This is a genomic window from Pseudonocardia sp. ICBG162, assembly GCF_020496225.1.
In the GTDB taxonomy this organism is placed as follows: domain Bacteria; phylum Actinomycetota; class Actinomycetes; order Mycobacteriales; family Pseudonocardiaceae; genus Pseudonocardia; species Pseudonocardia alni.
Window position 1 is genome coordinate 1,884,935 of sequence record NZ_JAHLJD010000013.1, and the last position, 25,625, is coordinate 1,910,559.

Below are 25,625 nucleotides of genomic sequence, written 5' to 3' on the forward strand. Positions count from 1 at the left end.
ACTATGTCGGTCACCCACCCGGCGGCATCCCCGGATACAGGTGGCGGAACTGGACGCTGATGCGCGGACCGCTGCGCGCCACCTTCGGCACGCTGTGCTGCCAGGTCCGCTGGCACGTCCCGCCCATGACCAGCAGGTCCCCCGAGGCGAGCGGGAACGACACCGACGCGCCGCCGCCGGTCGGGCGCAGCCGCAGCGGCCGCGTCGCGCCGAGGGCGACCAGCGCGACGACGGCCTCGGGCCGCTCGCGGGCTACCCGGTCGCCGTGCCAGGCCACGCCGTCGGCGCCGTCGCGGTAGAGGTTCACGCCGATCTGGGTGAAGTCGTGGCCGTAGCGCTCCCCCAGCGTGCGGCCCATGTCGCGCAGCCGGTGGGGCACCGCGTCGTCGGGCAGGACCCAGCGGTGGGTGAGGCGCGGCTCGTCGACCACGCGGTCGTACATGCGGCGGCGGTGGTCGCGGAACGGCACGGTCGCGCGGAGCAGCGCGAACAGCTCGTCCGCATCGGGAGCCCAGCCGACCGCGACGTCGACCCACGCCCCGCCGGCGAGCTCGTGCCGGTACGCCGGGGCCGCACCCCCGGTCGCGAAGAGCGAAGCCTGCCCGCCGACGTCCACCTCCGGAACGCTACGCCGGATCGAACGAGAGTTCGAGTGACGGCTCTGCGACGATCTTCGCCATGTCCTCGCGTGCCGACGGTGCCGTGCTGTCCTACCTGGGTCTGCGGCGTGCCGTCGGCGTGATCGGGATCCTGCTCCCGTTCGTGCTGGTGGCGGGCGACCTGGCCCTCGGCGGCGACGGGCTGCGGGACTCCATCAGCCGCTACTACTACTCGCCGATGCGCGACGTGTTCGTCGGCTCGCTGTGCGCGGTCGGCGTGTTCCTCTTCTGCTACCGCTACGAGCGGCCGGACAACCGGCTCGCCAACATCACCGGGACGGCGGCGATCGCCGTCGCACTGCTGCCCACCCGGCCCGACGGCGCGGCGACGACGGCGGCGACCGTCGTCGGGTACCTCCACCTGGCCGCGGCGACGGTGTTCTTCGCGGGCCTGGCCTGGTTCTGCCTTGTCCTGTTCACCCGCGGCGAATCCGGGACGCGGAGCAAGGCCGCCCGCAACCTCGTCTACCGGGTCTGCGGCGCGACGATCGTGACCTGCCTCGTGCTGGCCGCGCTGGACGCGGCACTGGTGCCCGACGCCGTCGCCGAGCGGCTCCACACCCTGTTCTGGCTGGAGGCCGTCGCGATCCTCGCGTTCGGTGTCGCGTGGTTCGTGAAGGGCGACACGATCCTCAAGGACCCGCCGACCCAGGACCCGGCGCCGGTGATCTGACCCGCCCGTACGACTCCGGCCCCGCAACGGCGGACGGGCCGGTCCGGACACCCCTCGAGGGTCCGGACCGGCCCGTCACGGGACCGGGTTCGGTCAGCCGACCGGCGAGGCCGGAGCAGCCGGCGCCGACGGGATGCCGCCGCCGGTGGCACCCGTGATCATGTCGACGACGCTGTCCAGCGGGGCCGGCAGCGCGAGGTCGTGCTTCTTGTCGTCGTGCTTCTTGTGGTCCCACTTCTTGTGGTGACCGTGCTTCTTGTGGTGGCCCTTGTCCTTGTCACCCTCGTGCTTCGAGTGACCCTTGTCCTTGCCACCCTCGTCGTAGCCGGTGGTGCCGGCGAAGGCCGCGGCGGGCGCCGCGACGGCCAGGGGGAGCAGCGCTGCGCCGACGAGCGCGCCGCGAACGGACTTCCGCATCTCACAACCTCCATGGTTGGTCGTTAGACCGTCGCAAACGGTCTTGCCCACTCAACGAGGGGCGGCGGCGCCCGCAACGCGCATTCACCCGTTCGCGTCACCTGCGGAGATAACTGATAGTCAGATGTCGACTACGGCAGGCGGGTGACCGGTTCAGCCGCGCGAGCGGGCGGCGGCGTCGGCCAGGATCGGCAGGTACGCGTCGAGCACCCACGGGATCGACAGGACCGACGGAGCCGAGCTCGCCACCACCCGGTCGGCCCCGACGACCGGGGCGAACCCGCCGCGGGCCATCGCCGGCAGCAGCCCGACGCCGGGCGCGGCCCGGAAGGCCTGCTCCTCGGCCGGCGTCGCGAAGAAGCCGATGACCAGGTCGGACTCGACGCGCGCGAGCAGCTCACCGCTGACGGTGTAGTAGACCTCCCCGCCGCCCGGCGCGTTCTGCTCGACGTAGGGCGCCAGGGTGAGCCCGAGGTCGGTGACCAGCCGGACCCGGACGTCGCCCGCCCGGAAGACGCCGAGCGCACCGGCGTCCATCCCGCCGGTGTAGACGAACGTGGCCCCCGCCAGCTGCGGGTACCGCTGGGCCGCGGTGCGCAGGCGCTGCCCGGTGGAGTCGATCAGCTGCCGGGCCCGCGCCGGGTCGCCGAACACCTGACCGGCGATCCGGGTCTGGTCCTGCCAGCCGGTGGAGTACGGGGCGTCGGGGTAGGCGACGGTCGGGGCGATCGCCGACAGCTGGTCGTACTCGGCCCGCGTCAGCCCCGAGTAGGTGGCCAGTACCAGGTCCGGCCGGGCCGCGGCGACCTGTTCGATCGGCGTCGCGGACAGGTCGTCGGAGCCGATGACCTGCGGGAACGCGCCGCCGTGCGCGGTGATCGCGTCGCGTACCCAGGGCAGCACGCCCTCGGCGTCGCCGCCGTAGACGGTGCGCGGGATCGCGACCGGCAGCACTCCCATCGCCAGTGCGACGTCGGTGTTCGCCGCGCTGAGGGTGACGACGCGCTGCGGCCGGTCGGGGACGACCGTCTCCCCCAGCGCGTGCCGCACCGTCACCGGGTAGCCCTCCGTGGCCGCACCGTCGGCTCCCTGCCGGTCCTGCGGCCGGGCCCCGCACCCGGCGAGGACCAGCAGACCGGCGGCGCCGGCGAGGACGCCGCGACGGCTCACGGAACGGGCGGACAGGGGTGCTGCGGCGAGCGGCACGGTGGGCCTCCTTCGAGCTAGGAAGGCGAGCCTAACCTGACCGGTTTGTCGACTCTGCGTGATCCGCACCGCTCGTTCGGCGCCCCGGGGGCCGCACCCGTCGCGCGGGGCCGACACCCCGGCCCGAGCGCCCGGACCCGCGGGTAGCGTCGCGACCATGCGTGCTCCGGACACCGGCGACCGGGCCGACCGCGACGCCGGCCCCCGCTCCCCCGCGCCCGGTCCTCCGGCCCCTCCGCCCGCGCCCGGCGGGCGTCGGCGGCTGCACGAGCCCGCGGCCCCGCCGCCCGCGGGTCCCCCGGGTGTGCCCGGCCCGGTGCTGGCCCCGCCCGCGCCGCCGGTGCCCGAGGGCCGTCCCGACGACCGGCCCGGCGAGCCCGCCGCCGTCGCACCGGCCGGGCCGTGGCCGACCGTGCGACCGCCGTCGCTGCGGGCCGTCGTCATCGGCCGGGTCGCGGCCGGGGTCGCGGCGGCGTGGTTCGGCGTCGTCTACTCGATCACCACCGACGTGCACGCCCGCGCCGACCACCTGCTGGCGGCGATCGTCGTCGGCGGGCTGCTGAGCCTGCTCGGCGTGGTGCTGCTGTGGCTGTCGGCGTCGCGGATCCCGGTGCGGGTCGCCCCGGCCCGCGGGCCGGACATGGGACTGGTGCGCGACCGCGCAGCCGCGCGGAAGGTGCTGCGCTCGGGCTGCACCCCGGACGGTGAGCAGCGCAGGCTGATCGCCGTCGACGTGCTCGCCGACGCCCGGCTCCCGCAGGTCGCGGGCGCGGTGTTCGCGCTGCTCGGTCCGCTGGTCATGGCCGCGGTCAACGCCTCGGGTCCGCTCGGCTGGGCCGGCCCGCTGACCGCCGGGCTGATCGTGGTGCTACTGGCCCTGCTGGGGTGGCGGACGTGGACGGCGCACGCGCTGCACCGGCTCGCCGACCGCAGGCACACCGTCCCGCGCTACGAGGAGTCCGGCGCGCCCTGGCGCCCCTGGCCCTGACCCCGCTCCGGGAGCGCCGCTACAGCCCCGCGGCGACGAAGGACAGCTCGGCCTCCATGTCGGTGCGGGCGTCGTCGCCGTGCCGGTCGAGGGCGTAGCGGTGCCCGATCGCCGCGGCCAGCAGCCGGGCGGCGCCGCGGATCCGCTCCGGCGCCCCGCCGCCGGTGGCGAGGACCTCGTGCACCGCGTCCTCCAGCTCACCGGAGCGGCGCAGCAGCGCGTCGCGGACGACCGGGTGGGTGTCGGCCTCGCGCCACAGCAGGTGGGACAGGACCGAGGACGCGTCGAGCGCCCGGTCCAGGGCGGCGACCAGCGCCCGCAGCCCGGCGAGCACGTCCCCGGCGACGGCGACGTCCGCCCCGCGCACCGGGTGCGGGAGCCGTTCGACGAGCGCCTCGAGCAGGTCGGGCTTGCGGCGGAAGTAGTAGTGCACCAGCCCCTTCGGCACCCCGGCCCGCTCGGCGATGCGCGAGGTGGGCGTCGCGTCGAAACCGTGCTCGGCGAACAGCCCCTCGGCCGCGTCGAGGATGCGGTCCCGGGCGGGTGCGTCCGGGTCGAACTCGTGGTCCACGGTGCGATCCTCCCCCGGACGCGGCGGAGGCCGCGACCCCTCCGGGTCGCGGCCCCTCACCTGGTCGTCGTGCTGCCGGACGGTCAGTGCGTGGCGAGCGTGCGGTGCTCCGCGTTCGCCGCGGGCAGCGCCGAGGCCGCCACGACGACCGCGAGGACGCCGGCCACCCAGGACGTCCACGACGCCCCGGTCAGCGCGCTGTAGCCCATCACCCAGGGGGCGAGGAACAGCAGCACGCCGAGCACACCGTGCACCCATTCGCTCGCCACCGAGCCGGGCACGGCGAGCGACCAGAGGGACGTGGCGGCGAGCACCACGCCCAGTACGACCATCGTCCACGCGGCGGCGGCATTCGTCGTCGTCACGAGAGGCGAGAGGGCCGTCAGCACACCGATCACGAGAGCGGCCCAGTCCTGCCACCGCTGCCAGGTACGACCAGTGGTCCCAGCCATCGTCAGTCACCTTCTCCTGTGAGGTCCCTGTGGGGATACCTCAGGTCTACTCTTGGTTGGCCGGCCGGTCAAGACCCGGCGAACGGTGGCACAAGTGAGGTGCAAGTCCCCGGCCAGCGGGTGGGCGCACGGTCTGCGGTGTCGAGAGACCGACCGCCCCGAACCCGTAGGAGACCCCGGTGACCACCGCCCGCGACACCCGTACCGCCGACCTGGTCGGCATCACCCTCGCCCACCGCGTCATGCGGGTCGACCTGCACCGGCTCGCCGACGCCGCCCGCGCGATCGCCGACGGCGCACCCTGCCCGGACCGGCGCGCCCGCGCGCTGCGGACCTGGCTGGAGCACCTGGAGCACGAGATCCACGGCCACCACACCGCCGAGGACGACATCGCCTGGCCGGTGATCGCCCGGCACGCCGGGCACGCCGTCGACCTGGACGAGCTCAGCGACGACCACGGCCGCCTCGACCCGCTGCTCGCCGCGGTGCGGGAGGCCGCAACCGCCGTCGTCGCCGCGTCGCAGGGACCGGCCCGGGCGCGGGCGGCGGGCGTGCTCGCGGACCGGCTCGCCGTCGTCCGCGACGAGATCGACGAGCACCTCGAAGCCGAGGAGCGCGACCTGTTCCCGGTGATCGAGCGCCACGTGCCCGCCGACGACTGGGACGCCGTCGTCGCGCAGGTGCAGAAGTCCGGGCCGGGCCTGCGGTTCATGCTGCCGCGGATCGTCGCCGTGACCACCCCGCAGGAGTGGGCCGGGATGCGCCGCGAGGCCGGGCCGGTGGTCGTGCTGATGGAGCGGCTGCTGCGCGGCGGCTACCGCAGGCGCTGTGCGCTGGTGTTCGGCACGTCCTGAGCCCCGGGGACCGGTGCCGTCGAGGAGTCGGCACCAGCCGCCGAGAGCAGCCGCCGGGCGCGGTCGCGCCACACCGGGGCACCCAGCTCCGCCGCGACCCGCTCGGCCTCGCGCAGGTGGTGGACCCGGCCGCCGCCCGCCGGGTCGAGCAGCCCCTCCAGACCGGCGAGCACCAGGTCGGTGGGGCCGAGCGCGATCGTGCCCGACGACAACCCGGCCACCGTGCCCGTCCACGGGCGCAGCTGCTCCCGGCACCGCGCGGCGACGTCCCGGTCGGCCAGTCCGACCGCCACCTCGGCGCGCACGCAGGTCCAGATCAGCCAGTAGTAGCTGCGGGCCAGCTCCGCGTCCGGCACCCACACCTCGCGGGCCCGGACGGGGTTGCCCGCGTGCAGGTGGGCCAGCGCGAGGAAGTCCCCGAAGGGCGGAGGCAGCGCGTCGCGGAGCGCCTCGAGCTCGGGGGCCAGCTCGCCGAGGCGGCCCTGGTCGTGCCGCACGACGAACCGCCCCAGCAGCCCCATCAGCGCCCCGTTGACCTGGCCGGCGCCGACCAGCCGGGTCGCGAGCTCGGTGTAGCGCTCCTCGGCGGTGTCCAGCTCCCCGGCGACGAGTGCGCGCAGCGCCGAGAAGATGTAGGCCCAGCCGAGCGTGAACTCCAGCTGCCCGCCCGGGGCCCCGGCGACGGCGGCCTCCGCGTGCCGTGTCGCCGCGTCGAGGTCGTGGCTGCCGGCAGCGACCATGAGCTGCAGGTGGTGGGCCTGCGTGCTGTAGCCGGCGTGCCCGGCCCGGCCGCCGAGCTCGGCCAGCTCCTCCCCCACCGGGGCCAGCTCGTGCCACAGGTCCGGGGCGAGGACGGCGAAGAACCGGGCGTTGAGCGCCCGGCAGCGCAGCAGCGGATCGACCCCGCGCCCGGTGAGCGCCATGGCCTCCGCCGAGGCGGAGCGGACCCGGTCGTCGTCGTGCCCCTCGATCTCGAACACCAGGGCGGCGAGCAGCCGCACCCGCCGGTCGACGGCGTCGGGCGGGGTCGCCGCGAGCTCGGTCTCGATGAGGTCGATCAGCTCGGCGTCGATGTTCTGGCCCGGCCGGATGGTCCAGCTGACCGGGGTGTCGTAGCTGGTCAGGGCGGCGCCGAGCCACTGCGGTGCGGTGGCCGTCGCCTGTTCGACGGCGGTCCGGCGCTCGGTGAGGGCGGTGTGGCCGTCGCCGCCGCGGGCGAGCTCGGCGACCAGCGCGCAGCGCAGGGCCAGCTCGTCGTCGACGCCGGTCCCGGCCCGTCCGGCGAGCTCGACGGCGCGGCCGTAGAACCGGGCGGCCTCGCGGTGCGAGCCGAACCCGGCGGCGGCCGCGGCGGCGGCACGGACCGCGGCCAGGGCACGGTCCGGCTCGACGGCGGACCCGGCGGCGAGTGCGTGGTGGGCCAGCGGGACCGGGTCGTCGGGCCGCCTGCGGGCGAGGATCGCGTGGGCCGCGGCGTGCAGCCGGGCGCGACGCAGCTGCGGGATGTCGCCGTAGAGGGTGTCGCGGACCAGGTCGTGGGAGAACCGCAGCCGTCCCGGCTCGGGTTCGAGCAGCATCCCGCCGAGCACCGCGGGCTCCAGGGCGTCCAGCGGGTCGGCGCCGTCGGCGGAGGCGGCGAGGTCGAGGGCGTCGTCGGTGTCCAGGTCGCGGCCGAGCACCGAGACCCGGGCCAGCGCGGTGCGGGTGGTCGCGGGCAACCGGGCCAGGCGCCGCCGCAGGACCTCACGGACCCCGGCCGGGACGGCGTCGGCCGCGGCGGAGGGGCCCTCGGCGGCGACGAGGCGGGCCAGCTCGCGGACGAACAGCGGGTTCCCGCCGGTCCGTTCGGTGATCCGGGCGACCAGCTCGGGCGCGGCGGCGGGCACGCCGTGCCGGTCCAGCATCCCGGCGACGTCGCCCGCGGTCATCGGCGCCGGCTCGATGCGGTCCGCCGTGGGCTCGGCGAGGGCGGCGAGCGCGGCCTGCAGCTCGGCGCCCGCCTCGGCCGGTCGCAGGCCCGCGGCGACGAGCACGGGCAGCTCCGCGGCCCCGGCGACGACCGCGCGCAGCAGGGCGAGGGTCTCGGACTCGGCGCGGTGCAGGTCGTCGAGGACCAGCAGCAGCGGCCGCTCCCGCCCCGCGACGGCGAGCAGCTCCACCACCGCCCGGGCCAGCCAGAACGTGACCTCGGCGCCGCCGGGCCCGGCCGGGGAGCGCAGCGGGGCGAGCCGCTCGACGAGGTCGGCGGGCGGGTCGTGCGCCGTGACGAGCGCGTCGACGATCTCCCGCCACGCCCAGGCCGGCGGGGCGCCGTCGATCTCCGGGCAGCGGCCGGTGACGGCCGTCCAGCCGTCGGCGGTCGCGGCGGCGGCGAACGCGGCGAGCAGCGTGGACTTGCCCGCGCCCGCGTCGGCGGCGACGAGCACCAGCTGCCCACCGCCGCGGGCCCGCTCCGCGGCGGCGGTGAGCCTGCCGAGCTCGGCCGCCCGCCCGAGCAGGGCCGGGGTCCGCGGGGACGGGTCGGCCGGTGCCGGTGCGACCGGGCGCGGCCCTGTTCCGCTCCCGGTCCCGGTCGCGTCGGCGCGACCGGCGGGACCGACGCCGGGGTCGCCGCCGGGGTCGCGGTGGGCGAGCACGTCCGCCTCGATCGCACGCAGCCCGGGGCCGGGGTCGACGCCCAGCTCGTCGGCGAGCAGACGTCGGGTGCGGGCCAGCACGGCCAGTGCGTCGGCCTGCCTGCCGGTGCGGTACAGCGCGACGGCCAGCAGCCCGACCGCGTCCTCGCGCAGCGGGTGCTCCCCCACCAGCGCCGTCAGGTCGGGGACGACGGCGTCGGCCCGGCCCAGCCGCAGCCGCGCGCGGGCCCGGCGCTCGAGCGCGACCTGACGCAGCTCGTCGAGGCGTTCGGCCTCGGCGCGCGCCCAGGCGGCGTCGGCGAACTCGGCGTAGGCGGGACCGTCCCACAGCGCCAGGGCCTCGCCGAGCAGGGCGTCGGCCCGGTCCGGTGCGGCCGCGGCGGCGCGGTCGAGGAGGTCGGTGAAGGCGCGCGCGTCGAGCCCGTCGGGGCCGAGTGCCAGGGCGTAGCCGGGTGGGCGGCTGACCAGCACCGTCGGGACCGCCCGCGGGGACCGGTCGGGTTCGAGCACCCGTCGCAGCCGGGAGACGTGGACCTGCAGCCCGCCGTGCGCCTGCGCGGGCGGGGCGCCCTGCCACAGGTCCTCCACCAGCGTGTCGACGGCGACGACCTCGCCGCCGGCCGCGGCGAGCCGGGCGAGCAGCTCGCGGCGGCGGCCGGAGCCGACCTCGACCGCCGCGCCGCCGGCCGTCACACGGAGCGGGCCGAGGACCCGGACCGTGATCTCCTGCACCCCGGCAATCTAGGACGCGGCGACGCCGGTGTCAGCCCTTCCGGGGTGATCGTCCGGAAGGTCAGACCGGCAGCAGCGCCTGGACGACGTCGGTGAGCTGCGCGGCGGTACGGCACTCGTGCATCGGGAGGACCTCGCCGTAACGGGTGGCGGCCGAGTCGCCGGAGCCCCAGCAGCGCTCGGGCTCCGGGTTGAGCCAGTGCGCGTGCCGGACCCGCCCGGCCATCATCGCCAGCGCCCGCAGGTTGGGGTCGCGGTAGTTGGTGCGGCCGTCGCCGAGCACCAGCAGCGACGTCTTCGGGGTGAGCGCGTCGCCGTGGTGCTCCAGGAAGTCGCCGAACGCGCTGCCGTAGTCGGAGTGCCCGTCGAACGCAGTGAGTGTGGCCTCGCGCAGCACCCGCTGCATCACCCCGGACAGCTCCGCGCCGGGTTCGAACAGGTGCGTGACCTCGTCGGTGCGCTCGATGAACGCGAACACCCGCACCTTCGAGAACTGCTCGCGCAGCGCCTGGACCAGCAGCAACGTGAAGTGGCTGAACCCGGCGACGGACCCGGACACGTCGCACAGCAGCACCAGCTCGGGGCGGCCGGGGCGGCGCACCTTGTGCGCCGGGTCCATCGGCACGCCGCCGGTGGACATCGACCGACGCAGCGTGCGCCGCAGGTCGAGCCGGCCGCGGTTCGAGCGGCGCCGCCGCGCCGACAGCCGCGACGCGAGCCGCCGGGCCAGCGGCTGCACGGTGCGGCGCAGGTCGGCGAGCTGGGTGGCGTTCGCGGTGAGGAAGTCGACCTGGTCGGTCTGGGTGGGGGTGGTGGTGCGGGCGATCTGCTCGCGGCCGCGTTGCTCGGCGGTGCGGCGGCGGACCTCCTCGCGGACGACGTCGCGGAAGCGGGCGATGCGGTCGCGGATCTCGCGGCGGCGGACCTCGGACACGAAGTCGGTGTCGCCCTCCTCCCGCAGCCCGTCGAGGATCCGGGCGAGCAGCGTGTCCGGGGACAGCGCGTTGAGCGCCTGGTAGGCCGACCAGTTCGGCTTCGCGGTCTGCCCACGGACGCCCTGCCCGGCGGCACCGGAGGTCCCGATCGCGTCGACGGCGGCGCGGGCGAGCTCGCGCAGGGTCTCCTCGTCGCCGTCGCGGAGCAGGTCGGCGAGGATCTCGCGCAGCGCGTCGACGTCGACCGGGCCGGTGCCCTCCCCGGAGTCGTCGTCGATCCGCGGGACGTCGACGTCGGACGACCCGGCGCCCAGCGCGGGCGGGAACCACAGGTCGAACAGCGCGTCGAAGGTGCCGCGCTGCCCGGAGCGGCGCAGCAGCGCCGCGGCGAGCCCCTCCCGCAGCTGGTCGCGGTGCAGCAGGTCCAGGGCGCCGAGCACGCGGGCCGCGTCGACGGTCTCCCCCGGGCCGACCGCGACGTGGTGGCGGCGCAGCGCGGAGACGAAGTCGACGAGGTGCCCGGGCAGGCCGTGCTCCGGGGCGAGCGCGGTGGCGGGCGGGATCGTCACCGGTCCATCATGCGTGACGCGGGCGTGATCAGCGAGGGTGGTCAGCCCACCTTCCACAGGCTCCAGGCGTAGGACGCGGTGGTCGCGCCGGGCCAGGAGCCCACCCGGGTCCAGCCGGTCGGGTCCGGGTACCGGGTGCGGACGGCGTCGACCCCGCCGGAGTCGTTGCGCAGCACGTAGCGGATCCCGTGCCCGGCCGGGTCGGCCAGCGCGGCGTCGAAGCCGTCGTCGGAGGTCACCAGGAACGTCGACGGGTGCGCCGACGCGGCGAGCACGGCGAACGCGGCACCGGAGTCGGCCAGCACGCTGCCGTCGGGCAGGTGCAGGGCGTCGATCCGGCGGGCGATCTCCCGGTCCTGGGCCCACATGCCGTTCGCGTCGCCCGCCACCGGCGGCCCGCCGGTCAGGGCGGCGACGACCGGGGCGATCCGGTGGTACTCCTGGGTCGCCCGCACCGGGTCGGTGAGGATCAACGCGGCCGACCCCCACGCCGACGAACCGAGCACGGCGACCGCGAGCAGGCAGGCCCCGGCCGCGCGCCGCCGCCCGGGCCGGGTCGCACCGCGCGCGAGCAGCAGCGCCAGCAGCACCGTGACCAGCGGCAGGACCGCGATCTGGTAGCGCAGGAACCCGAACAGCTCCCCCGCGGCACGCAGCACCCACTCGAACGCGAGCACCGAGCCGAGCACGGCGACCGGCACCGCGACCGCCGGGTCGCGGCGGCGCAGCGCCACCACGGCAGCGGCGACGGCGACGAGCGGGCCGAGCGGCGCCAGTGCCCACAGCTGGACGCCGACGTCGGCGAGCCCGCCCGATGCCCGCGCCCCGCCCGCGGTGAGGGCGGCGTTGCCGTAGGCGGAGGTGAACTGCTCGAACGGCGAGCCGACGGTCAGCCGGCTCAGGCCCGCCCACAGCACGAACGCGACGACCGCGGGCCCGCCGACGAGCAGCACGTCGGCCCGCACCGCGGCCCACCGCCGGTGCCGGGTGCGGCGCAGGGTCACGACGGCGACCAGCACGGTGGCCGCCGCGGCGGCGACGACCGCCTCGTAGCGGGCCAGGTAGCCCAGGCCCAGGAACAGACCTGCGGCGACGAGGTCGGTGAGCCGCCCGGGACCGGCCGTCCAGCGCAGCAGCCGGCGCACCGTGAGCAGCAGGAACAGCAGCAGCAGCGCCTCGGTCATCCCGTTGGTCGCGTAGACCACGAGCAGCGGTGCCGCCGCGGTCCCCACCGTCAGCACGGTCCGGGCGGAACGGCGCACCCGCAGGTCGTGGGCGATGCCGTGCACCGTGGCAACGACGCCGGCCATCGCCGGGGCCGACACCAGCACGGCGAGGAACCCGGTCGAGACCAGGCCGGGCCACACCGCTCGCAGCGGCGCGAACGGCACCATGAGCAGCGCGGGCAGCGGGGTCCAGACGAAGCCGACCGCGGCGAGCTTCGGGTCGGCGGCCGCGGTCACGGTCGCCGCCGCCGACACCCGGGCCAGCGCGTCCTCCATGACCGAGTCGTAGCCGAACACGAGGACCGCGCCGAGCAGCAGGTAGCAGGCGAGCGCGGCGAGGAACACGGCCCGGGTCGCGGGGCGGGCCACCGGGGCGGCCGCGGCCGCGGGCACGGGGCGGTCGAGCAGCGCGGTCATCGGACGAGCTCCGGTTCCGCCGGGGCCGCCGACGTGGTGTCCAGGCCGTGCGTGGTCTTCTCCCAGTACGACGGGCGCAGCGCGAGCTGCAGCACCGCCTTCGCCGCGGCGGCCGACATCAGCACCCAGTACGCGGGGACGACGAGCGCCGCGGGCGCCAGCCACGGCCGCCCGCCGACCCGGGCGATCGCCAGGCCGCAGTACACCGCGGCGAACGTGCCGACCATCCACACGGCGCTGCCGACGTAGAAGGTCGGAGGCGGGAACAGCGCCGCGACGGCGGCGGGTTCGGCGAGGAACCAGAGCAGCGCCATCGCCCAGAACACCGGGTTGAGCAGCGCGAGCACCGGGGTCGCCCACACGAACAGCAGCAGCCCGGCGATCCCGCGCAGGCCGACCGCGCGGCGCAGCTCGCCGGGGGCGCGCAACGCGACCAGGACGCTCTGCAGATAGCCCTTGTACCAGCGGGAACGCTGCTTGACCCAGTTGATCGCGTCGCTGTTGGCCTCCTCCAGCGTGGTGGATCCGAGCATCGCGGTGGTCCAGCCGTGGCGGGCGAGGCGGATGCCGAGGTCGGCGTCCTCGGTGACGTTCCAGGCGTCCCAGCCGCCGAGGCCGACGAGCACGTCGCGGCGGATGTGGTTCGACGTCCCGCCCAGCGGGATCGGGGTGCGGCCCGCCATCAGCCCGGGCAGCAGCCAGCGGAACCAGAGGTCGTACTCCAGGGTGAACCAGCGGGTCAGCAGATTCTGCTCGGCGTTGTGGTAGCTGAGCCGGGCCTGCAGGCAGGCCAGGTCCTCGCGGCCCGCGGCGGCCGCCCGGTGGAAGGCGACGACGGCGCGGCGCAGCTGCAGCGGCTCCGGGCGGTCCTCGGCGTCGTAGATGGTGACGAGCTCGCCGGTGGCCTCGGTGAGCCCGAAGTTGCAGGCCTTGGGCTTGGTCCGCGGCGACGACGGCGGCACGACCACGATCCGGATCCCGGTGCCGGGGCAGACCCGGCGGGCCGCGGCGATCGTCGGGGCGTCGTCGGCCTCGAGCAGCAGCAGGATCTCCAGCTTGTCCGCCGGGTACTCCAGCGCGGTCAGCCCGTCGACCAGCCGTGCGACGACGGCGGGCTCGCCGTAGGCGGGCACCAGGACCGTGTAGACGGGCAGGTCGGCGTCCGGGACGGCGCGGGCTTCGGCGTCGGACACCTGGATCGTGGGGTCGTCGGCGACGGCACGGCGGACCAGCAGCAGCCGGTGCACCGTGGAGGCGGCGTAAATCAGCACGACCGCCCCGACCAGCAGGACGCCGGTGGCGCGCGGGGCGAGCACGAGCCCGGCGACCACCATGAGCAGCACCACTCCCGCCACGACCCGCGCGGGGCGGCGGCGGCGCGGTCGGGCCGACAGCGCGTCGTCGAGGTCGGCGAGCCCGTCGGTGGCGAGCCGGCTGCGGAGCTCCAGGTCGCGGCCGTCGCGGGCGTGCGCCACGGACGCGGGCAGCGGCGCGACGGGCAGCAGGCGGGGCACGGTCACCGCCCCCGCCGGTCGCCGGCGCGCACACCGAGCACGGCGAGCACCGCCAGCGCCGCCGCCAGCGGCAGCTGGACCTCACGGGCCGCCGGCAGCGCCGACCACCAGCCCGGCCACGCGAGGACGAGCACGGCGGGGAACGCCCGCAGGTGCCACAGGCGCCGGGTGCCCGTCAGCGCGGCGAGCACCGCGACCGACACGGGCGCGAGCGCCAGGCCGGGTGTGCCGACCACGAGCAGGGCGACGGCCGCGAGGACCGCCGCGCCGGTGACGATCAGGTCCAGCTCCCGGTCGTGGATGTCGGGACCGGGCAGCGCACCGAGTGTCCGCGGCACCGCCGCCACCGCGGCGACGATCGGCAGGAGCCCGACGGCGAGCTCCCCCGCCGCGAGATTCAGAACACTCAGTGTCACAGCCAGGGCGCCGAGCATGACCGGCGGTGTCACACGCAGTGACATCGCTACGACCGCCTGCGACGGCCGCGGGAGCGTCGCGAGCCGCCACGCACGCAGCGGCTCGACCGGTGCCGACCTGCCCATATCGATGGTCACGCCTGTAGTTCGGTTGCCCGCGACCGGTTGTTACGCGCTCAACCATTTCACGGAGCGCGACGTCGATCACGTCACCACTTCCGTCAACGGAGTGACTCTCCGTAAATACACCGGCGCTCCGGTCGAGCCGCCGAGCCACGACCGGAGCGCCGGGGTGCACCGCGGTCCCACACCGCGGGGGTCCTCCGCCTAGATGTGATGCCCAGGCACGTTGGTCGAGATCGTGTGACGACACGGTCTGATCTGTAGATGGGCGAAGGCCTCCCGGGTGTGGAGTGGAGCTGTCGAGGAACCGCTCCGCACCCAGGAGGCCTTCGTGTCCCACGCTACCCACTCCAATGCCGCGCTCACCTGTCGTGCCCGACTCCGACTCGCTCGCTTGGTCGTCGATCTAGGCTGGTCTGTGGCCCGCGCCGCCGAGCGCTACGACGTCTCGTGGCGGACTGCGAACAAGTGGGCCCAGCGCTACCGCGATGAAGGCCCGGCCGGGATGCACGACCGGTCCTCGGCCCCCCGTCACCAGCCGAACCGCACGCCGGCGCCGGTGGTCCGCAAGATCGTGCACCTGCGCTGGAAGCAGCGCCTGGGACCGGTCGAGATCGGCGACCGGCTCGACATGGCGTCCTCGACCGTGCACGCCGTGCTCGTGCGCTGTCGCATCAACCGGCTCACCCACATCGACCGGGCTACTGGCGAGCCGATCCGCCGCTACGAGCACGAGGCGCCCGGCGACTTGATCCACGTCGATGTCAAGAAGCTCGGCAAGGTCCCCGACGGAGGCGGATGGCGCTACGTCGGTCGTCGACAAGGCGAGAAGAACCGTGCGGTGACCTCGACACGAACCGGTCTGCCCAGGAGTCGGTACCACCAGCCTCTGCTGGGCACCTGCTACCTGCACACCGTCATCGACGATCACTCTCGAGTCGCCTATGTCGAAGCACACGAGGACGAGACCAAGCAGACCGCGGCCGCGGTCCTGCGTAACGCGGTCGCCTGGTTCGCCTGCCGCGGTGTCACGGTCAAACGCGTGCTCAGCGACAACGGCGGCTGCTACAAGTCTCATCTCTGGCGCGACACCTGTGCCGAGCTGGGCATCACCCCGAAAAAGACACGGCCCTACCGGCCGCAGACGAACGGGAAGATCGAGCGCTTCCACAGGACCCTGGCCGAGGGCTGGGCCTTCAAGAAGCTCTACAACTCCGAGTCAGCCCGACTCGCGGCTCTGCCAGCATGGGTCCACGACTACAACCACCACAGGCCCCACTCGGCAATCGGAAAGGCCACACCCATCACCAGGTTGAACAACCTGGCTGGGCATCACACCTAGAAGGCGGGGTCGATCGGCACCGGCTGCGGGGTGAAGGGACGGTCGCCCTCGACCAGACGCAGTGCTCCGCCGTGGCCGCCGGGGCCGTTGGCGTAGTCGAGCATCTTCCGCAGGTCGCTGATGCCGTTCGTGCCGGGAGCCGGAGCCAGGTTCAGCGTCGAGAGGACGCCGAGGGCGCGGCCGTCGGCGGTCAGGTAGCCCGAGCCGGAGTCACCGGGCACGCCGGGCGGGACGGTGACGACGGTGTGCGTCCAGCCGCCGCCCCCGGTACCGGTCGAGGTGCCGGTCTTGGGCTTCAGCGCGCGCACGCCCTGGCGCAGCGAGGAGTTGCCGTAGCCGTAGACGATCCCGCCGGTCGCGACGCCGTCGGTGGCCACCCCGGTCGGGCCGCCGTAGAACGGCACCGCGGGGCTGGTGCGAGCGGCGTCGTCCGGGCTGAGCTCGACCAGCGCGAAGTCGTTGAACCGGCAGGTGTCCGGGTCGGTCTCGCCCCGCTCCTGCATGCTCAGCCAGGAGGAGTACACGAGCCGGCCCGGTGCGGCGGCGCCCTCGACCTCGACCGGGGTGCCGAGCGGCAGCGACCCGGCCTCGCACCCGTCCACCTCGGTGGACCCCCCGGTGCCCGCACAGTGTGCGGCCTGTCCGAGGTAGATCGCGGACCCGTCGGTGAAGACGAAGTTCGCGGTGCACTGCGCACTCTCGGGTCCGGTACGGGTCATGACCCCCGGGTGCACGCCGGCGTCCGGGGCGCCGTCCTGCGCCGACGCGGTGCCGGCGGCGGCGAGCCCGAGCGCGAGCACGGCGCCGGCGGCCAGTCCGGCGCGCAGCAGGCGGCGGGCGGTGCGGGGCAGTTCCGGGAGGGCGGTCATCGGTGGGCCTCCGGTCGCTGGGGAGCGTGTAACCGGAACAACTCGCGCCACTCGTCCCGGTTACGCCCGGTGCCCCGATCGATCCGATCTTCACTCCATAGGGGTGCAGATCTTGACAGCCGATCAGCGGTGCGTGACTGGGCCGTTCAGTTCAGCCGCAGCTCGGCGGCGGCCTTGTCGGCGTCCGAGCGGTGCTTCAGCACCACACCGAGGGTGGCGCGGACGGCGTCGTCGTCGAGGGTGTCCAGGCCCAGGGCGAGCAGGGTGCGGCCCCAGTCGATCGTCTCGGCGACGCTGGGGGCCTTGCGCAGCTCCATCGCGCGCAGCACCCGCACGGTGCGCACCAGCGCGTCGGTGAGCTGCTCGGTCAGCTCCGGGACGCGGGTGAGCACGATCCGGCGCTCCAGGTCGACGTCGGGGAAGTCCAGGTGCAGGAACAGGCAGCGGCGCTTGAGCGCCTCGGACAGCTCCCGGGTGGAGTTCGAGGTCAGCAGCACGAACGGACGCCGGTTCGCGGTGACGGTGCCCAGCTCGGGGATGGAGACCTGGAAGTCGGACAGGACCTCCAGCAGCAGGCCCTCGACCTCGACGTCGGCCTTGTCGATCTCGTCGATCAGCAGCACGGTCGGGTCGGTGCGCCGGATCGCGGTGAGCAGCGGGCGCGGGAGCAGGAACTCCTCGGAGAACACGTCGTCGCGGGTGGAGTCCCAGTCCGCGCCGTCCTCGCCGCGCTGCCCGGCGGTGATCCGCAGCAGCTGCTTGGCGTGGTTCCACTCGTAGAGCGCGCGGGCCTCGTCGATGCCCTCGTAGCACTGCAGGCGCACCAGCCCGGACGCCGTCGCCGCGGCGACGGCCTTGGCCAGCTCGGTCTTCCCGACCCCGGCGGGGCCCTCGACCAGCAGCGGCTTGCCGAGCCGGTCCGCGAGGAACACCGTCGTCGCGACGGCGGTCGAGGCCAGGTAGCCGGCGTCGGCGAGCCGGGCGGTCACGTCCGCCACGGAGCCGAAGACCGGGCGGTGGGCGGGGCTGTCGGACGACACGCGATCATCCTGCACGCCCGGCCCGCCGCGCGTCGGACGGGTGGCCCGGTTCACACCCCGGCGGCCCGCGTCGGGTCGTTGTCAGGGGTCGGGTCCACCATGGGTGTCGTGACCACCGCATCGAGCACCGACCTGCGCGAGCGCGCCGAGACCGTCCTGCAGCAGCTGGCCGGCCCGCAGGCCCGGCTGCGCGAGGACCAGTGGACGGCGATCGAGGCGCTCGTCGCCCAGCACCGCCGCGCGCTGGTCGTGCAGCGGACCGGCTGGGGCAAGTCCGCGGTCTACTTCGTGGCGACCGCGCTGCTGCGCGAGCAGGGCGCCGGGCCGACGGTGATCGTGTCGCCGCTGCTGGCGCTGATGCGCAACCAGATCGACGCCGCGATCCGCTCCGGGATCGTCGCGGTCACGGTGAACTCGGCGAACGCCGACGAGTGGGACGCGGTCTACGCCGACATCGCCAACGGTGACGTCGACGTGCTGCTCGTGTCCCCGGAGCGGCTCAACAACCCCGACTTCCGCGACCGGGTGCTGCCGAAGCTGGCGGCGAGCGCCGGGATGCTGGTGGTCGACGAGGCGCACTGCGTCTCCGACTGGGGCCACGACTTCCGCCCGGACTACCGGCGGCTGCGCACGCTGATCGCCGAGCTGCCGTCGGGGATCCCGGTGCTGGCGACCACGGCGACGGCGAACGACCGGGTCGTCACCGACGTCTCCGAGCAGCTGGGGATGGGCCGTGACCAGCAGGACACGCTGGTGCTGCGCGGGTCGCTGGACCGCGAGTCGCTGCGCCTGGCGGTGGTCCGGCTCCCGAGCCCGGCGCGGCGGCTGGCCTGGCTCGCGGCCAAGCTCGACGAGATGCCCGGCGCCGGGATCGTGTACACGCTCACCGTCCAGGCGGCCGACGACGTCGCCGAGTTCCTGCGCGAGCGCGGCGTCGCCGTGCGCTCCTACTCCGGGCGCACAGACCCCGAGGACCGCCTGGCCGCCGAGTCCGACCTGATGGAGAACCGGGTGAAGGCCCTGGTCGCGACCTCCGCGCTGGGGATGGGCTTCGACAAGCCCGACCTCGGGTTCGTCGTGCACCTGGGCGCGCCCGCCTCGCCGGTCGCCTACTACCAGCAGATCGGCCGTGCCGGGCGTGCGCTGGACCGGGCCGAGGTGGTGCTGCTGCCCGGCCGCGAGGACCGCGACATCTGGGCCTACTTCGCGTCGCTGGCGTTCCCGCCCGAACCGCTGGTCCGCCAGACCCTCGCCGTGCTGTCGGACCGGCCGCAGTCCACCGCCTCGATCGAGACCCGGGTCGACCTGTCCCGCACCCGGCTGGAGATGCTGCTCAAGGTCCTCGACGCCGACGGCGCCGCGAAGCGGGTCAAGGGCGGCTGGGTCGCGACCGGCCAGGAGTGGGTCTACGACACCGAGCGGCACGAGCGCGTGAACGAGGCCCGGCGCTCCGAGCAGCAGGCGATGCTCGACTACATCGCGACCACCGAGTGCCGGCTGGTGTTCCTGCGCCGCCAGCTCGACGACCCGGACCCGACGCCGTGCGGGCGCTGCGACACCTGCACCGGCACCGTCTGGTCCGACGAGGTGTCCGCCGACGGCGAGCAGGCCGCCGCCGAGCGCCTGACCCGGCCCGGGATCGAGGTCGCGCCACGGAAGATGTGGCCGTCCGGGATGAAGGACATCGGGGTCCCGCTGTCCGGGAGGATCGCCGCGGGCGAGCAGGCCGCGTCCGGCCGGGCGATCGGGCGGCTGTCCGACATCGGGTGGGGCACCCGGCTGCGCGAGCTCGTGACCGGCGGCGACGACCCGGTGCCGGCCGACGTGCTCGACGCGTTGGTCCGGGTGCTCGCCGGGTGGGGCTGGGAGCAGCGCCCGGTGGGCGTGGTCGGGATCGGCTCGCGCACCCGCCCGCACCAGCTCGACCACCTCGCCCGGCGGATCGCCGAGATCGGCAGGCTGCCGCTGCTCGGCACCCTGTCCCCCGCCGGCGAGCGCCCCGCGGCGACGGAGAACTCCGCCCAGCGCCTGGCCGCGGTGTGGGAGGGGCTCGACAGCGCGACCGTGCCGGACCTGTCCGGGGTGGACGGGCCGCTGCTGCTGGTCGACGACGTCGTCGACTCGGGCTGGACGATGACGGTCGCCGCGCGGGCGCTGCGCCGGGCCGGGGCCCCGGAGGTGCTGCCGCTCGTGCTGGCCGTCGCCGGGTGATCGGCGGCCGGAACCTCCCCGGCCGGGCCGTCCCGGGCGGTGCTCCGTCCGCCGGAGGATGCGGCCACCGCGACGAACGACGTAGCCGGACCGGGTCAGCAGCGGCTCACCCGGTCCGGAGGCCGCTCCTAGGCTCGGCGCCGTCGCCGTTCCGCCGGAGGAGGAGCACCCATGAGCCGCTCCTCCACGGACCCGGTTCCCGGCTCGCTGTTCGGCCGCCGGTTCGTCGTGGTGCCCGGGACCGTCGGCGACGACGACCTCCGTGCGCTGGGCGCCGAGGCCGCGGCGGACGGGCGGATCAGCGGCCTCGTACCGGCGCACCGCCCGGTGACCTCGGACGTCGCACAGCGCCTCTCACGGCTGGCGGAGTCCCGCCACCTCGCCTCACCGTTCGCCCCGACCGAGGTCGGCTGGGTGACCCGGCACGCCACGGAGCCCCGCCGGGACCGGCGCTTCTACCTGGGCTGCACCGCGTGGGTGGTCCTCGCCGGAGGTGGGACGCTCACCGAGCACTCCGAGCGTGACCGGGCCGAGGTGCTGCGCCGCAGCCGGATCGCGGCGGGCGACGTCGTCCTGCTGCGGGGGTGGAGCCCGCTCGGCGTCGCCGACCCGAGGCCCTACCTGCGGATCGCGCCCGACGGGCCGCCGGTGGCGCTGATGCGGGTGCGGCAGAACCTGGTCGGCTCGGCCCGCGAGTCGGCCTGGCTGCCGCTGCTCACCGCCGCGGAGATCACCGAGGCCCGCGCCCGCGCCGCCGCCTGCTGACCGGACCGGGCCGGCCCCGCTCGGCCCGGCCCAGCTAGGCCCGGCTCGGCCCGACCCAGCTAGGCCCGGCTAGGCCCGGCCCGGCTCTGCCCGGCGCAGCTCGGCCTAGCTCGGCCTAGCTCGGCCCGGCCCGGCTCTGCCCGGCGCAGCTCGGCCTAGCTCGGCCCGGCTCGGCCCGCCCCGGCTCGGCTCGGCTCGGCACCGCCGAGATGCAGCTCAGCGGGGTCCCCGGCCCCCCGGAGCCCGCTGAGCTGCATCTCGGCGCCCGGACACCGCGGCCGGGACGGCGGGCGGGCGGCGGGAGCGGGCGGTGGTCCGCGGTCAGCGGGCGGGAGCCGGGGTCAGGCTCGTGTCCAGCCAGGCGGCCGGGTCGAGGCCGGGCGGGAGCTGACCGATCCCGACGATCTCGTCGTAGGCGGCCTGCCAGCGCTGCGGCGAGATCCCCAGCAACGTGTCACCGGCGGTGTAGGCGTCGACGTAGGCGGCCAGCGCGGCCTTCGCCACCTCCGGGTCGCCCAGCGCGGGGACCTGGTACTCGGAGTCGATCAGCCGCATCGTCTCGGCGAACCCGTTGGCCTCGTCGTCGACGATGAACTGCATGGCCTCCTCGACGGCGGAGGCGTAGCGCTCCAGCCGGTCGCGGGTCTGCGGGTCGGCCATCTGCGCGGCGGAGGTGACGTACATCTGGGCGCCGGCGTCGATGTCCTGGTTCGGGTCGTAGACGACCGTCTCGGGGCGGGTGTGGTCGAGCAGCACGGAGGTGTCCAGCGACACGATGTAGGAGTCGACCCGGCCCGAGGTCAGGAGGTCGAACACGCCGGGGCTCAGCCCGACGACCTGACGCGACACCTCCTCCGGCGGCACCCCGGCGGACCCGGCCACCAGGTCCAGGGTGATCGAGCTGGTGCCGCCCTCCGACGGGGTCCCGACGAGCCGGCCGCGGAACTGCTCGGCCCGGGTGACCGGAGCGGCCTCGGTGGAGATCATCCGGATGGTGCCGGTGTGGATCGGCTCGCCGAACGCGAGCAGCGGGGCGTTGCGTTCACCGGCGGCGATCATCGTCTCGATGTCGCCGATCCGGGTCAGCTGCGCGCCGCCGGCGAGCACCGTCTGGATCGCCGGGGCGGAGCCCTGGGTGGCCTCGAACGTGACGTCCAGCCCGCGTGCCTCGAACAGTCCCCGGGTGTCGGCGATCATCTCCGGGGCGAACGACAGGCTCTCCATCGGCAGTACGTTGAGGAAGGTGACCGGCTCGCCGCCGCCGTCACCCCCGTCGTTCCCGCCGCAGGCGGCCAGCACCGCACAGACGGCCAGCACCGCGGCGCAGGTCCGGCCCACGCGGCGGGCTCCCCGGACGCTCCTGGTGGATGTGGTGGTCATGGCTCACGTCTCCTCGCGTCGTTGCGATCCGTGGCGGTCCCGGGTTCCCCCGGTTGGTCATCGATGGAGTCGATACCGGCTGGCTGTGGGGAGGAAGGCGGCCAGCTCCGCCCGTACCTCGTCGGGTGCCTCCTCGGCGAGCAGGTGCCCGGCGTCCAGTGCCCGCCCGGTCGCGGCCGGGGCCCAGACCCGCCAGTCGTCCAGCACCGCCGGTGCCCGCCCGAGCGGACCGCGGCGCCCCCACAGGACGAGTGTCGGCGCGGTGATCGTGCGCCGGCCGCGGTCGGCCTCGTCGTCGGCGGCGTCGACGTCGAACCCGGCCCGGTAGTCCTGGCACATCCCGTGCACCACCTCCGGGCGCGCCCACGCCGACGCGTACGCGGCGAGCGCGGCCGGGTCGCAGACCTCGGCCAGACCCCGTCCGAGGATCGCGTCGGGCTCCGCGGCCACCAGCCGCTCCGCCAGGTCCGCCGGCTGCGACAGCAGGAACCAGTGGAACGCCCCCCGTGCGAACCCGGCGTCGGCGCGGGCCAGCACGTCGGCCGTCGGGAGGACGTCCAGTACCGCCAGCGCGCTCACCGCGCCGGGATGGTCCAGCGCCATCCGGTACGCGCAGCGGGCGCCCCGGTCGTGCCCGACGACGGCGAACCGCTCGTGCCCGAGCGCCGCCATCACCGCCACCAGGTCGGCGGCCATCGTCCGCTTGCCCGACACCGTGACGGCGGCGCCCGCCGGGAGCGCGCTGCCGCCGTAGCCGGGCAGGTCCGCCAGCACCACGGTGCGGCCGTCGAGCAGGCCGGGGGCCACCCGGTGCCACATCACCGAGGTCTGCGGCCACCCGTGCAGCAGCAGCACCGGCGGGCCCTCCCCCGCCTGCCGGACCCGCACGGTCCCCCCGGACGGCGTCGGGACGTCCTGCGGGCTCCCCGGCAGCCCGATCCCGCTCACCCGAGCCGGTACCACTCGGCGGCCGTCCCGCCGCGCACGGCGGCCAGCTCGTCGCCGTCCAGCACGGCCGCGAGCCGGTCGGCACCGGGACCGTGGTCGTGCGGGTGGTCCCCGGCGTGCATCAGCAGCTCCGGGCCGAGCAGGTCGACCGCCTCCCGGGCCTGCACCGGGTCGGACGGCAGGTGGATCGGCGCCGTGGTGAACCGGACGTGCTCACGGACGATCTCCGACGGCGGCCGGTCCACCCACGGCACCTCCCGCCAGACGCCCTTCCAGTCCTTGTCGAACCGCCACAGCAGCGTCGGCAGCCAGGTCGAGCCGCACTCGGCGACCGTCACCCGGAGTCCGGGGAGCTCGGCGAACACGCCCTCGGTCACCAGGCTCACCAGCTGCCCCTGCGCGACGACGTGCCCGTTGGCCAGGTAGTCCTCCAGGTAGCTGTGGGTCATCCCGCTCGACGTCGGCGCCTGCCCTGCACGCCCCCACGCGTGCAGGGTGACGACGAGACCGTGCTCCGCGGCGGCACGCAGCACCGGCCGGTTCCCGATGTTGCCCCAGCGGGTGTCGTTGCGGACCGGCAGCAGTGCGGTGACGACCTCTGGCCGGTCGCCGATCCGGTGGATCTCGGCGACCGCGGCGTCGACGTCGAGGGTCGGCACGACCATCGCCACCCGCAGCCGCGGGTCGTGGGCCTGCCACCGCTCCAGGAGCCAGTCGTTGAGCGCCCGGCAGAGCGCCGCCTCGTAGTACGGGTTGCGGTTGGTCTGGAAGGTGCTGGTGCAGGTCAGGATCGCGAGGTCCGTGCCGTCCGGGGAGAGCACGCGCTCCCCCAGCGCGCCGACGTCGGACAGCGGCCGGCCACCCGGGCCGATGCCGGGCGGGTAGGCGCCGCCCTGGGTCGGCGACAGCGACACCCCGCCGTCGGTGGTGTAGTCGCGCCAGTACGGGTCCATGTGCGCGACCACGTCGGACAGACTCGACGGGACACAGTGGACGTCGGTGTCGACCTTCACCACCCCCACCGCCGGGGCGCTCATGCCGCCACCCGCTCGGGCAGGCCGTAGAGCCGGCAGGCGTTCGACCCCATGATCGGCTCGCGCAGGTCGGCCGGGAACAGCCGCGGCGCCGATGTCGGCGAGTCGAAGTCCCAGTGCGGGTAGTCCGAGGCGAACATGATCCGCTCGCCCAGGCCGAGATGCCGGATCACCGTGGCCAGGTCCGCCGGGTCGCGCGGCTCCTCGATCGGCTGCGTGGTGAACCACAGGTGCTCACGCAGGATCTCCGACGGCGGCCGGTCCAGGTGCGGGACGTCCTCCCGCAGCGCCGCCCACCCGTCGTCCAGCGACCAGATCAACGGCGCCGCCCAGGCCAGCCCGCCCTCCACACAGACCACCTGCAGCTCGGGGAACTCGGTGAGCACGCCCTCGCAGAGCAGGCTGGTGACCAGCGCGCCCATCATGTTGCCGTTCCAGACGTGCTCCTCGAGGTAGAACGACGGCCAGCCGGCGCCGCGGTGCTGCTCCAGCCCGCCGGTGTGCGCGGCGATCGGCAGGCCGGCCTCGGCGGCGGCCGCGTAGATCGGCCAGTACCGGCGCCTGCCGAACCCGGACTCGCCGCCGGTGGCCAGCAGCACCTGGCAGAACCGCGGGTCGCCCGAGCGCCTGCGGATCTCCTCCGCGGCCAGCTCCGGGGACTCCAGCGACACCGCGATCGACGACCGCAGCCGCGGCTCGCGGTCGAGCCAGCACTCGGCGACCCAGTCGTTGAGCGCCCGGCACAGCGACGCGGCGAACTCGGGGGTCTCGGCGCCCCAGCTGTGCGACTGCAGCGGGATGAGCACGCCGTGGTCGATGTCGAACTCGTCGAGCAGCTGGTCGCGGACGAGCTGCAGGTCGCTGCCCGGGAAGGCGCCCTCCGGCCAGGCGTCCAGCCGGTAGCCGGAGTTGCGCACCCGCGGGTAGACGTCCGGCGGGGCGGGGACACGGCTGCCGAACAGCTCGTAGCGGCGCCGGGCGGCCGGGTCCAGGCGCGGCATCAGCTCGGCGGGCGGGCAGGCCGGGTGGATGTCGGTGTCGACGATCGTGAAGCCGGTACGCCGGCGGGCCGGCGCCGCGGGCGCCTCGGGTGCGGTGGTCACGGGCTCTCCCCCTGGCTCGGAACGGTGCGGGCGGGCCGCGGCGTGGTGTCGACGACGACGTGGTCGCCCGAGCCGAACCGCTCCACCGTCACGTCGAAGGTCTCGGCGAGGAACGGGCCGGGCCTGCGCTCCCCGGGCGCGGGATCCGCAGTGGACACGTCGGCGGGCTCGACGCTCACCTCGTAGCTCCGGGCCGGCGGCTCCCCCGGGCCGAGGAACGACTGCCCGGTGGCCAGGTCGTACTCCCAGCCGTGCCAGGGGCAGGCGATCAGGGCGTGCTCGTCGTCGCGCTCGTACCGTCCGGGTGTGCTCGACCGGACCCACGCCTGCGTACGGCCCTGGCACAACGGTCCGCCCAGGTGGGGGCAGTGGTTGTTGAGCGCGTAGAACCGGTCACCGACCCGGAAGACCCCGATGGAGCGCCGTCCATGGGTCACGATCCTTCGTTCGCCGGGCGGGAAGTCGTCCACCCGGGCCACCACGATCCGCATGCACCCGACGCTATGTCGCAGGTCACCCCGGACGGAAAGAGGAAGTTCGGATGC

General features: G+C 75.2%; 23 protein-coding genes. 6 read left to right on the forward strand and 17 right to left on the reverse strand.

What is annotated here, in order from left to right; translation table 11 throughout:
* Window positions 1-10 precede the first annotated feature (10 nt).
* Complete coding sequence (locus KPL60_RS11840) at window positions 11-616, reverse strand: alpha-ketoglutarate-dependent dioxygenase AlkB (RefSeq protein ID WP_226365839.1); 606 nt, start codon at window positions 614-616, stop codon at window positions 11-13.
* 62 nt (window positions 617-678) lie between these two features.
* Here KPL60_RS11840 and KPL60_RS11845 point away from each other — a divergent pair, with 62 nt between their 5' ends.
* Complete coding sequence (locus KPL60_RS11845) at window positions 679-1,332, forward strand: DUF998 domain-containing protein (RefSeq protein WP_226355953.1); 654 nt, start codon at window positions 679-681, stop codon at window positions 1,330-1,332.
* Window positions 1,333-1,425: 93 nt separating this feature from the next.
* On the opposite strand, the gene KPL60_RS11850 is transcribed toward KPL60_RS11845, so the two are convergent.
* Window positions 1,426-1,749, reverse strand: a complete 324-nt coding sequence (locus KPL60_RS11850) for a hypothetical protein (protein ID WP_226355952.1) — start codon at window positions 1,747-1,749, stop codon at window positions 1,426-1,428.
* Window positions 1,750-1,902: 153 nt separating this feature from the next.
* Complete coding sequence (locus KPL60_RS11855; protein WP_226365840.1) at window positions 1,903-2,955, reverse strand: ABC transporter substrate-binding protein; 1,053 nt, start codon at window positions 2,953-2,955, stop codon at window positions 1,903-1,905.
* A gap of 157 nt (window positions 2,956-3,112) precedes the next feature.
* On the opposite strand from KPL60_RS11855, the gene KPL60_RS11860 reads away from it, so the two are divergent.
* Window positions 3,113-3,943 (forward strand): hypothetical protein, encoded by an 831-nt coding sequence (locus tag KPL60_RS11860; protein WP_226365841.1) that lies wholly within the window; start codon window positions 3,113-3,115, stop codon window positions 3,941-3,943.
* A gap of 19 nt (window positions 3,944-3,962) precedes the next feature.
* On the opposite strand, the gene KPL60_RS11865 is transcribed toward KPL60_RS11860, so the two are convergent.
* Entirely contained in the window at window positions 3,963-4,514 is a 552-nt protein-coding gene (locus tag KPL60_RS11865; RefSeq protein WP_226355949.1) for a TetR/AcrR family transcriptional regulator, read from the reverse strand.
* An 83-nt stretch (window positions 4,515-4,597) separates the two neighbouring features.
* A complete protein-coding gene (locus KPL60_RS11870) occupies window positions 4,598-4,966 on the reverse strand; it encodes an SPW repeat protein (RefSeq protein ID WP_062401380.1) in 369 nt (122 codons plus the stop codon).
* A 179-nt stretch (window positions 4,967-5,145) separates the two neighbouring features.
* On the opposite strand from KPL60_RS11870, the gene KPL60_RS11875 reads away from it, so the two are divergent.
* Complete coding sequence (locus tag KPL60_RS11875; protein WP_226365842.1) at window positions 5,146-5,820, forward strand: hemerythrin domain-containing protein; 675 nt, start codon at window positions 5,146-5,148, stop codon at window positions 5,818-5,820.
* Here the strand turns inward: KPL60_RS11875 and KPL60_RS11880 are convergent.
* From KPL60_RS11880 to KPL60_RS11900, 5 genes are all read right to left on the reverse strand, one after another.
* A complete protein-coding gene (locus KPL60_RS11880) occupies window positions 5,781-9,188 on the reverse strand; it encodes a BTAD domain-containing putative transcriptional regulator (RefSeq protein WP_226365843.1) in 3,408 nt (1,135 codons plus the stop codon). The genes KPL60_RS11875 and KPL60_RS11880 overlap by 40 nt on opposite strands.
* A 61-nt stretch (window positions 9,189-9,249) precedes the next feature.
* Window positions 9,250-10,692 (reverse strand): VWA domain-containing protein, encoded by a 1,443-nt coding sequence (locus KPL60_RS11885; RefSeq protein ID WP_226365844.1) that lies wholly within the window; start codon window positions 10,690-10,692, stop codon window positions 9,250-9,252.
* A 41-nt stretch (window positions 10,693-10,733) separates the two neighbouring features.
* A complete protein-coding gene (locus KPL60_RS11890) occupies window positions 10,734-12,335 on the reverse strand; it encodes a glycosyltransferase family 39 protein (protein WP_226365845.1) in 1,602 nt (533 codons plus the stop codon).
* Window positions 12,332-13,855 carry a glycosyltransferase gene (locus tag KPL60_RS11895; protein ID WP_226355944.1) on the reverse strand — a complete coding sequence of 508 codons (1,524 nt, stop codon included), beginning with the start codon at window positions 13,853-13,855 and terminating at the stop codon, window positions 12,332-12,334. The genes KPL60_RS11890 and KPL60_RS11895 overlap by 4 nt, the downstream gene beginning before the upstream one ends.
* Window positions 13,852-14,310: a hypothetical protein gene (locus KPL60_RS11900; RefSeq protein WP_226365846.1), complete on the reverse strand. Its 459-nt coding sequence runs from the start codon at window positions 14,308-14,310 to the stop codon at window positions 13,852-13,854. The genes KPL60_RS11895 and KPL60_RS11900 overlap by 4 nt, the downstream gene beginning before the upstream one ends.
* A gap of 409 nt (window positions 14,311-14,719) precedes the next feature.
* Here KPL60_RS11900 and KPL60_RS11905 point away from each other — a divergent pair, with 409 nt between their 5' ends.
* Window positions 14,720-15,730 (forward strand): IS481 family transposase, encoded by a 1,011-nt coding sequence (locus KPL60_RS11905; protein ID WP_226365847.1) that lies wholly within the window; start codon window positions 14,720-14,722, stop codon window positions 15,728-15,730.
* Here KPL60_RS11905 and KPL60_RS11910 read toward each other — a convergent pair.
* Window positions 15,727-16,599 carry a serine protease gene (locus KPL60_RS11910; protein WP_226365848.1) on the reverse strand — a complete coding sequence of 291 codons (873 nt, stop codon included), beginning with the start codon at window positions 16,597-16,599 and terminating at the stop codon, window positions 15,727-15,729. The two genes, KPL60_RS11905 and KPL60_RS11910, sit on opposite strands and share 4 nt — an antisense overlap.
* Window positions 16,600-16,745: 146 nt before the next feature.
* Window positions 16,746-17,639: a MoxR family ATPase gene (locus KPL60_RS11915; RefSeq protein WP_226365849.1), complete on the reverse strand. Its 894-nt coding sequence runs from the start codon at window positions 17,637-17,639 to the stop codon at window positions 16,746-16,748.
* Window positions 17,640-17,738: 99 nt separating this feature from the next.
* Between KPL60_RS11915 and KPL60_RS11920 the strand changes: the two genes are divergently transcribed.
* Both KPL60_RS11920 and KPL60_RS11925 read left to right on the forward strand, forming a co-directional pair.
* The gene (locus tag KPL60_RS11920) at window positions 17,739-19,850 is read left to right on the forward strand and encodes an ATP-dependent DNA helicase RecQ (protein WP_226365850.1); all 2,112 of its coding nucleotides are present in this window, start codon (window positions 17,739-17,741) and stop codon (window positions 19,848-19,850) included.
* A gap of 171 nt (window positions 19,851-20,021) precedes the next feature.
* Complete coding sequence (locus tag KPL60_RS11925) at window positions 20,022-20,615, forward strand: hypothetical protein (protein ID WP_226365851.1); 594 nt, start codon at window positions 20,022-20,024, stop codon at window positions 20,613-20,615.
* Between the two features lie 321 nt (window positions 20,616-20,936).
* Here the strand turns inward: KPL60_RS11925 and KPL60_RS11930 are convergent, their stop codons facing one another.
* From KPL60_RS11930 to KPL60_RS11950, 5 genes are read right to left on the reverse strand one after another with little or no spacing between them, the layout of a single operon-like run.
* Window positions 20,937-21,995, reverse strand: coding sequence for an ABC transporter substrate-binding protein (locus tag KPL60_RS11930; RefSeq protein WP_226355938.1), 1,059 nt, complete (start codon window positions 21,993-21,995; stop codon window positions 20,937-20,939).
* A gap of 57 nt (window positions 21,996-22,052) precedes the next feature.
* On the reverse strand, window positions 22,053-22,943 hold the full coding sequence (locus KPL60_RS11935; RefSeq protein ID WP_226365852.1) for an alpha/beta fold hydrolase: 891 nt from the start codon (window positions 22,941-22,943) through the stop codon (window positions 22,053-22,055).
* Window positions 22,940-23,980 carry an amidohydrolase family protein gene (locus KPL60_RS11940; protein WP_226365853.1) on the reverse strand — a complete coding sequence of 347 codons (1,041 nt, stop codon included), beginning with the start codon at window positions 23,978-23,980 and terminating at the stop codon, window positions 22,940-22,942. Before KPL60_RS11940 ends, KPL60_RS11935 begins: the two co-directional genes overlap by 4 nt.
* On the reverse strand, window positions 23,977-25,080 hold the full coding sequence (locus tag KPL60_RS11945; protein ID WP_226365854.1) for an amidohydrolase family protein: 1,104 nt from the start codon (window positions 25,078-25,080) through the stop codon (window positions 23,977-23,979). The genes KPL60_RS11940 and KPL60_RS11945 overlap by 4 nt, the downstream gene beginning before the upstream one ends.
* Window positions 25,077-25,571 (reverse strand): Rieske (2Fe-2S) protein, encoded by a 495-nt coding sequence (locus KPL60_RS11950; RefSeq protein WP_226365855.1) that lies wholly within the window; start codon window positions 25,569-25,571, stop codon window positions 25,077-25,079. The genes KPL60_RS11945 and KPL60_RS11950 overlap by 4 nt, the downstream gene beginning before the upstream one ends.
* Between the last annotated feature and the right edge of the window lie 54 nt (window positions 25,572-25,625).

Bases quoted from the DNA above. Each gene is read 5' to 3' on its own strand.
- KPL60_RS11845 (WP_226355953.1), top strand. From the start codon at position 679: ATGTCCTCGCGTGCCGACGGTGCCGTGCTGTCCTACCTGGGTCTGCGG.
- KPL60_RS11850 (WP_226355952.1), bottom strand. From the start codon at position 1,749: ATGCGGAAGTCCGTTCGCGGCGCGCTCGTCGGCGCAGCGCTGCTCCCC.
- KPL60_RS11860 (WP_226365841.1), top strand. From the start codon at position 3,113: ATGCGTGCTCCGGACACCGGCGACCGGGCCGACCGCGACGCCGGCCCC.
- KPL60_RS11870 (WP_062401380.1), bottom strand. From the start codon at position 4,966: ATGGCTGGGACCACTGGTCGTACCTGGCAGCGGTGGCAGGACTGGGCC.
- KPL60_RS11890 (WP_226365845.1), bottom strand. From the start codon at position 12,335: ATGACCGCGCTGCTCGACCGCCCCGTGCCCGCGGCCGCGGCCGCCCCG.
- KPL60_RS11900 (WP_226365846.1), bottom strand. From the start codon at position 14,310: ATGTCACTGCGTGTGACACCGCCGGTCATGCTCGGCGCCCTGGCTGTG.
- KPL60_RS11910 (WP_226365848.1), bottom strand. From the start codon at position 16,599: ATGACCGCCCTCCCGGAACTGCCCCGCACCGCCCGCCGCCTGCTGCGC.
- KPL60_RS11920 (WP_226365850.1), top strand. From the start codon at position 17,739: ATGGGTGTCGTGACCACCGCATCGAGCACCGACCTGCGCGAGCGCGCC.
- KPL60_RS11925 (WP_226365851.1), top strand. From the start codon at position 20,022: ATGAGCCGCTCCTCCACGGACCCGGTTCCCGGCTCGCTGTTCGGCCGC.
- KPL60_RS11930 (WP_226355938.1), bottom strand. From the start codon at position 21,995: ATGACCACCACATCCACCAGGAGCGTCCGGGGAGCCCGCCGCGTGGGC.
- KPL60_RS11940 (WP_226365853.1), bottom strand. From the start codon at position 23,980: ATGAGCGCCCCGGCGGTGGGGGTGGTGAAGGTCGACACCGACGTCCAC.
- KPL60_RS11950 (WP_226365855.1), bottom strand. From the start codon at position 25,571: ATGCGGATCGTGGTGGCCCGGGTGGACGACTTCCCGCCCGGCGAACGA.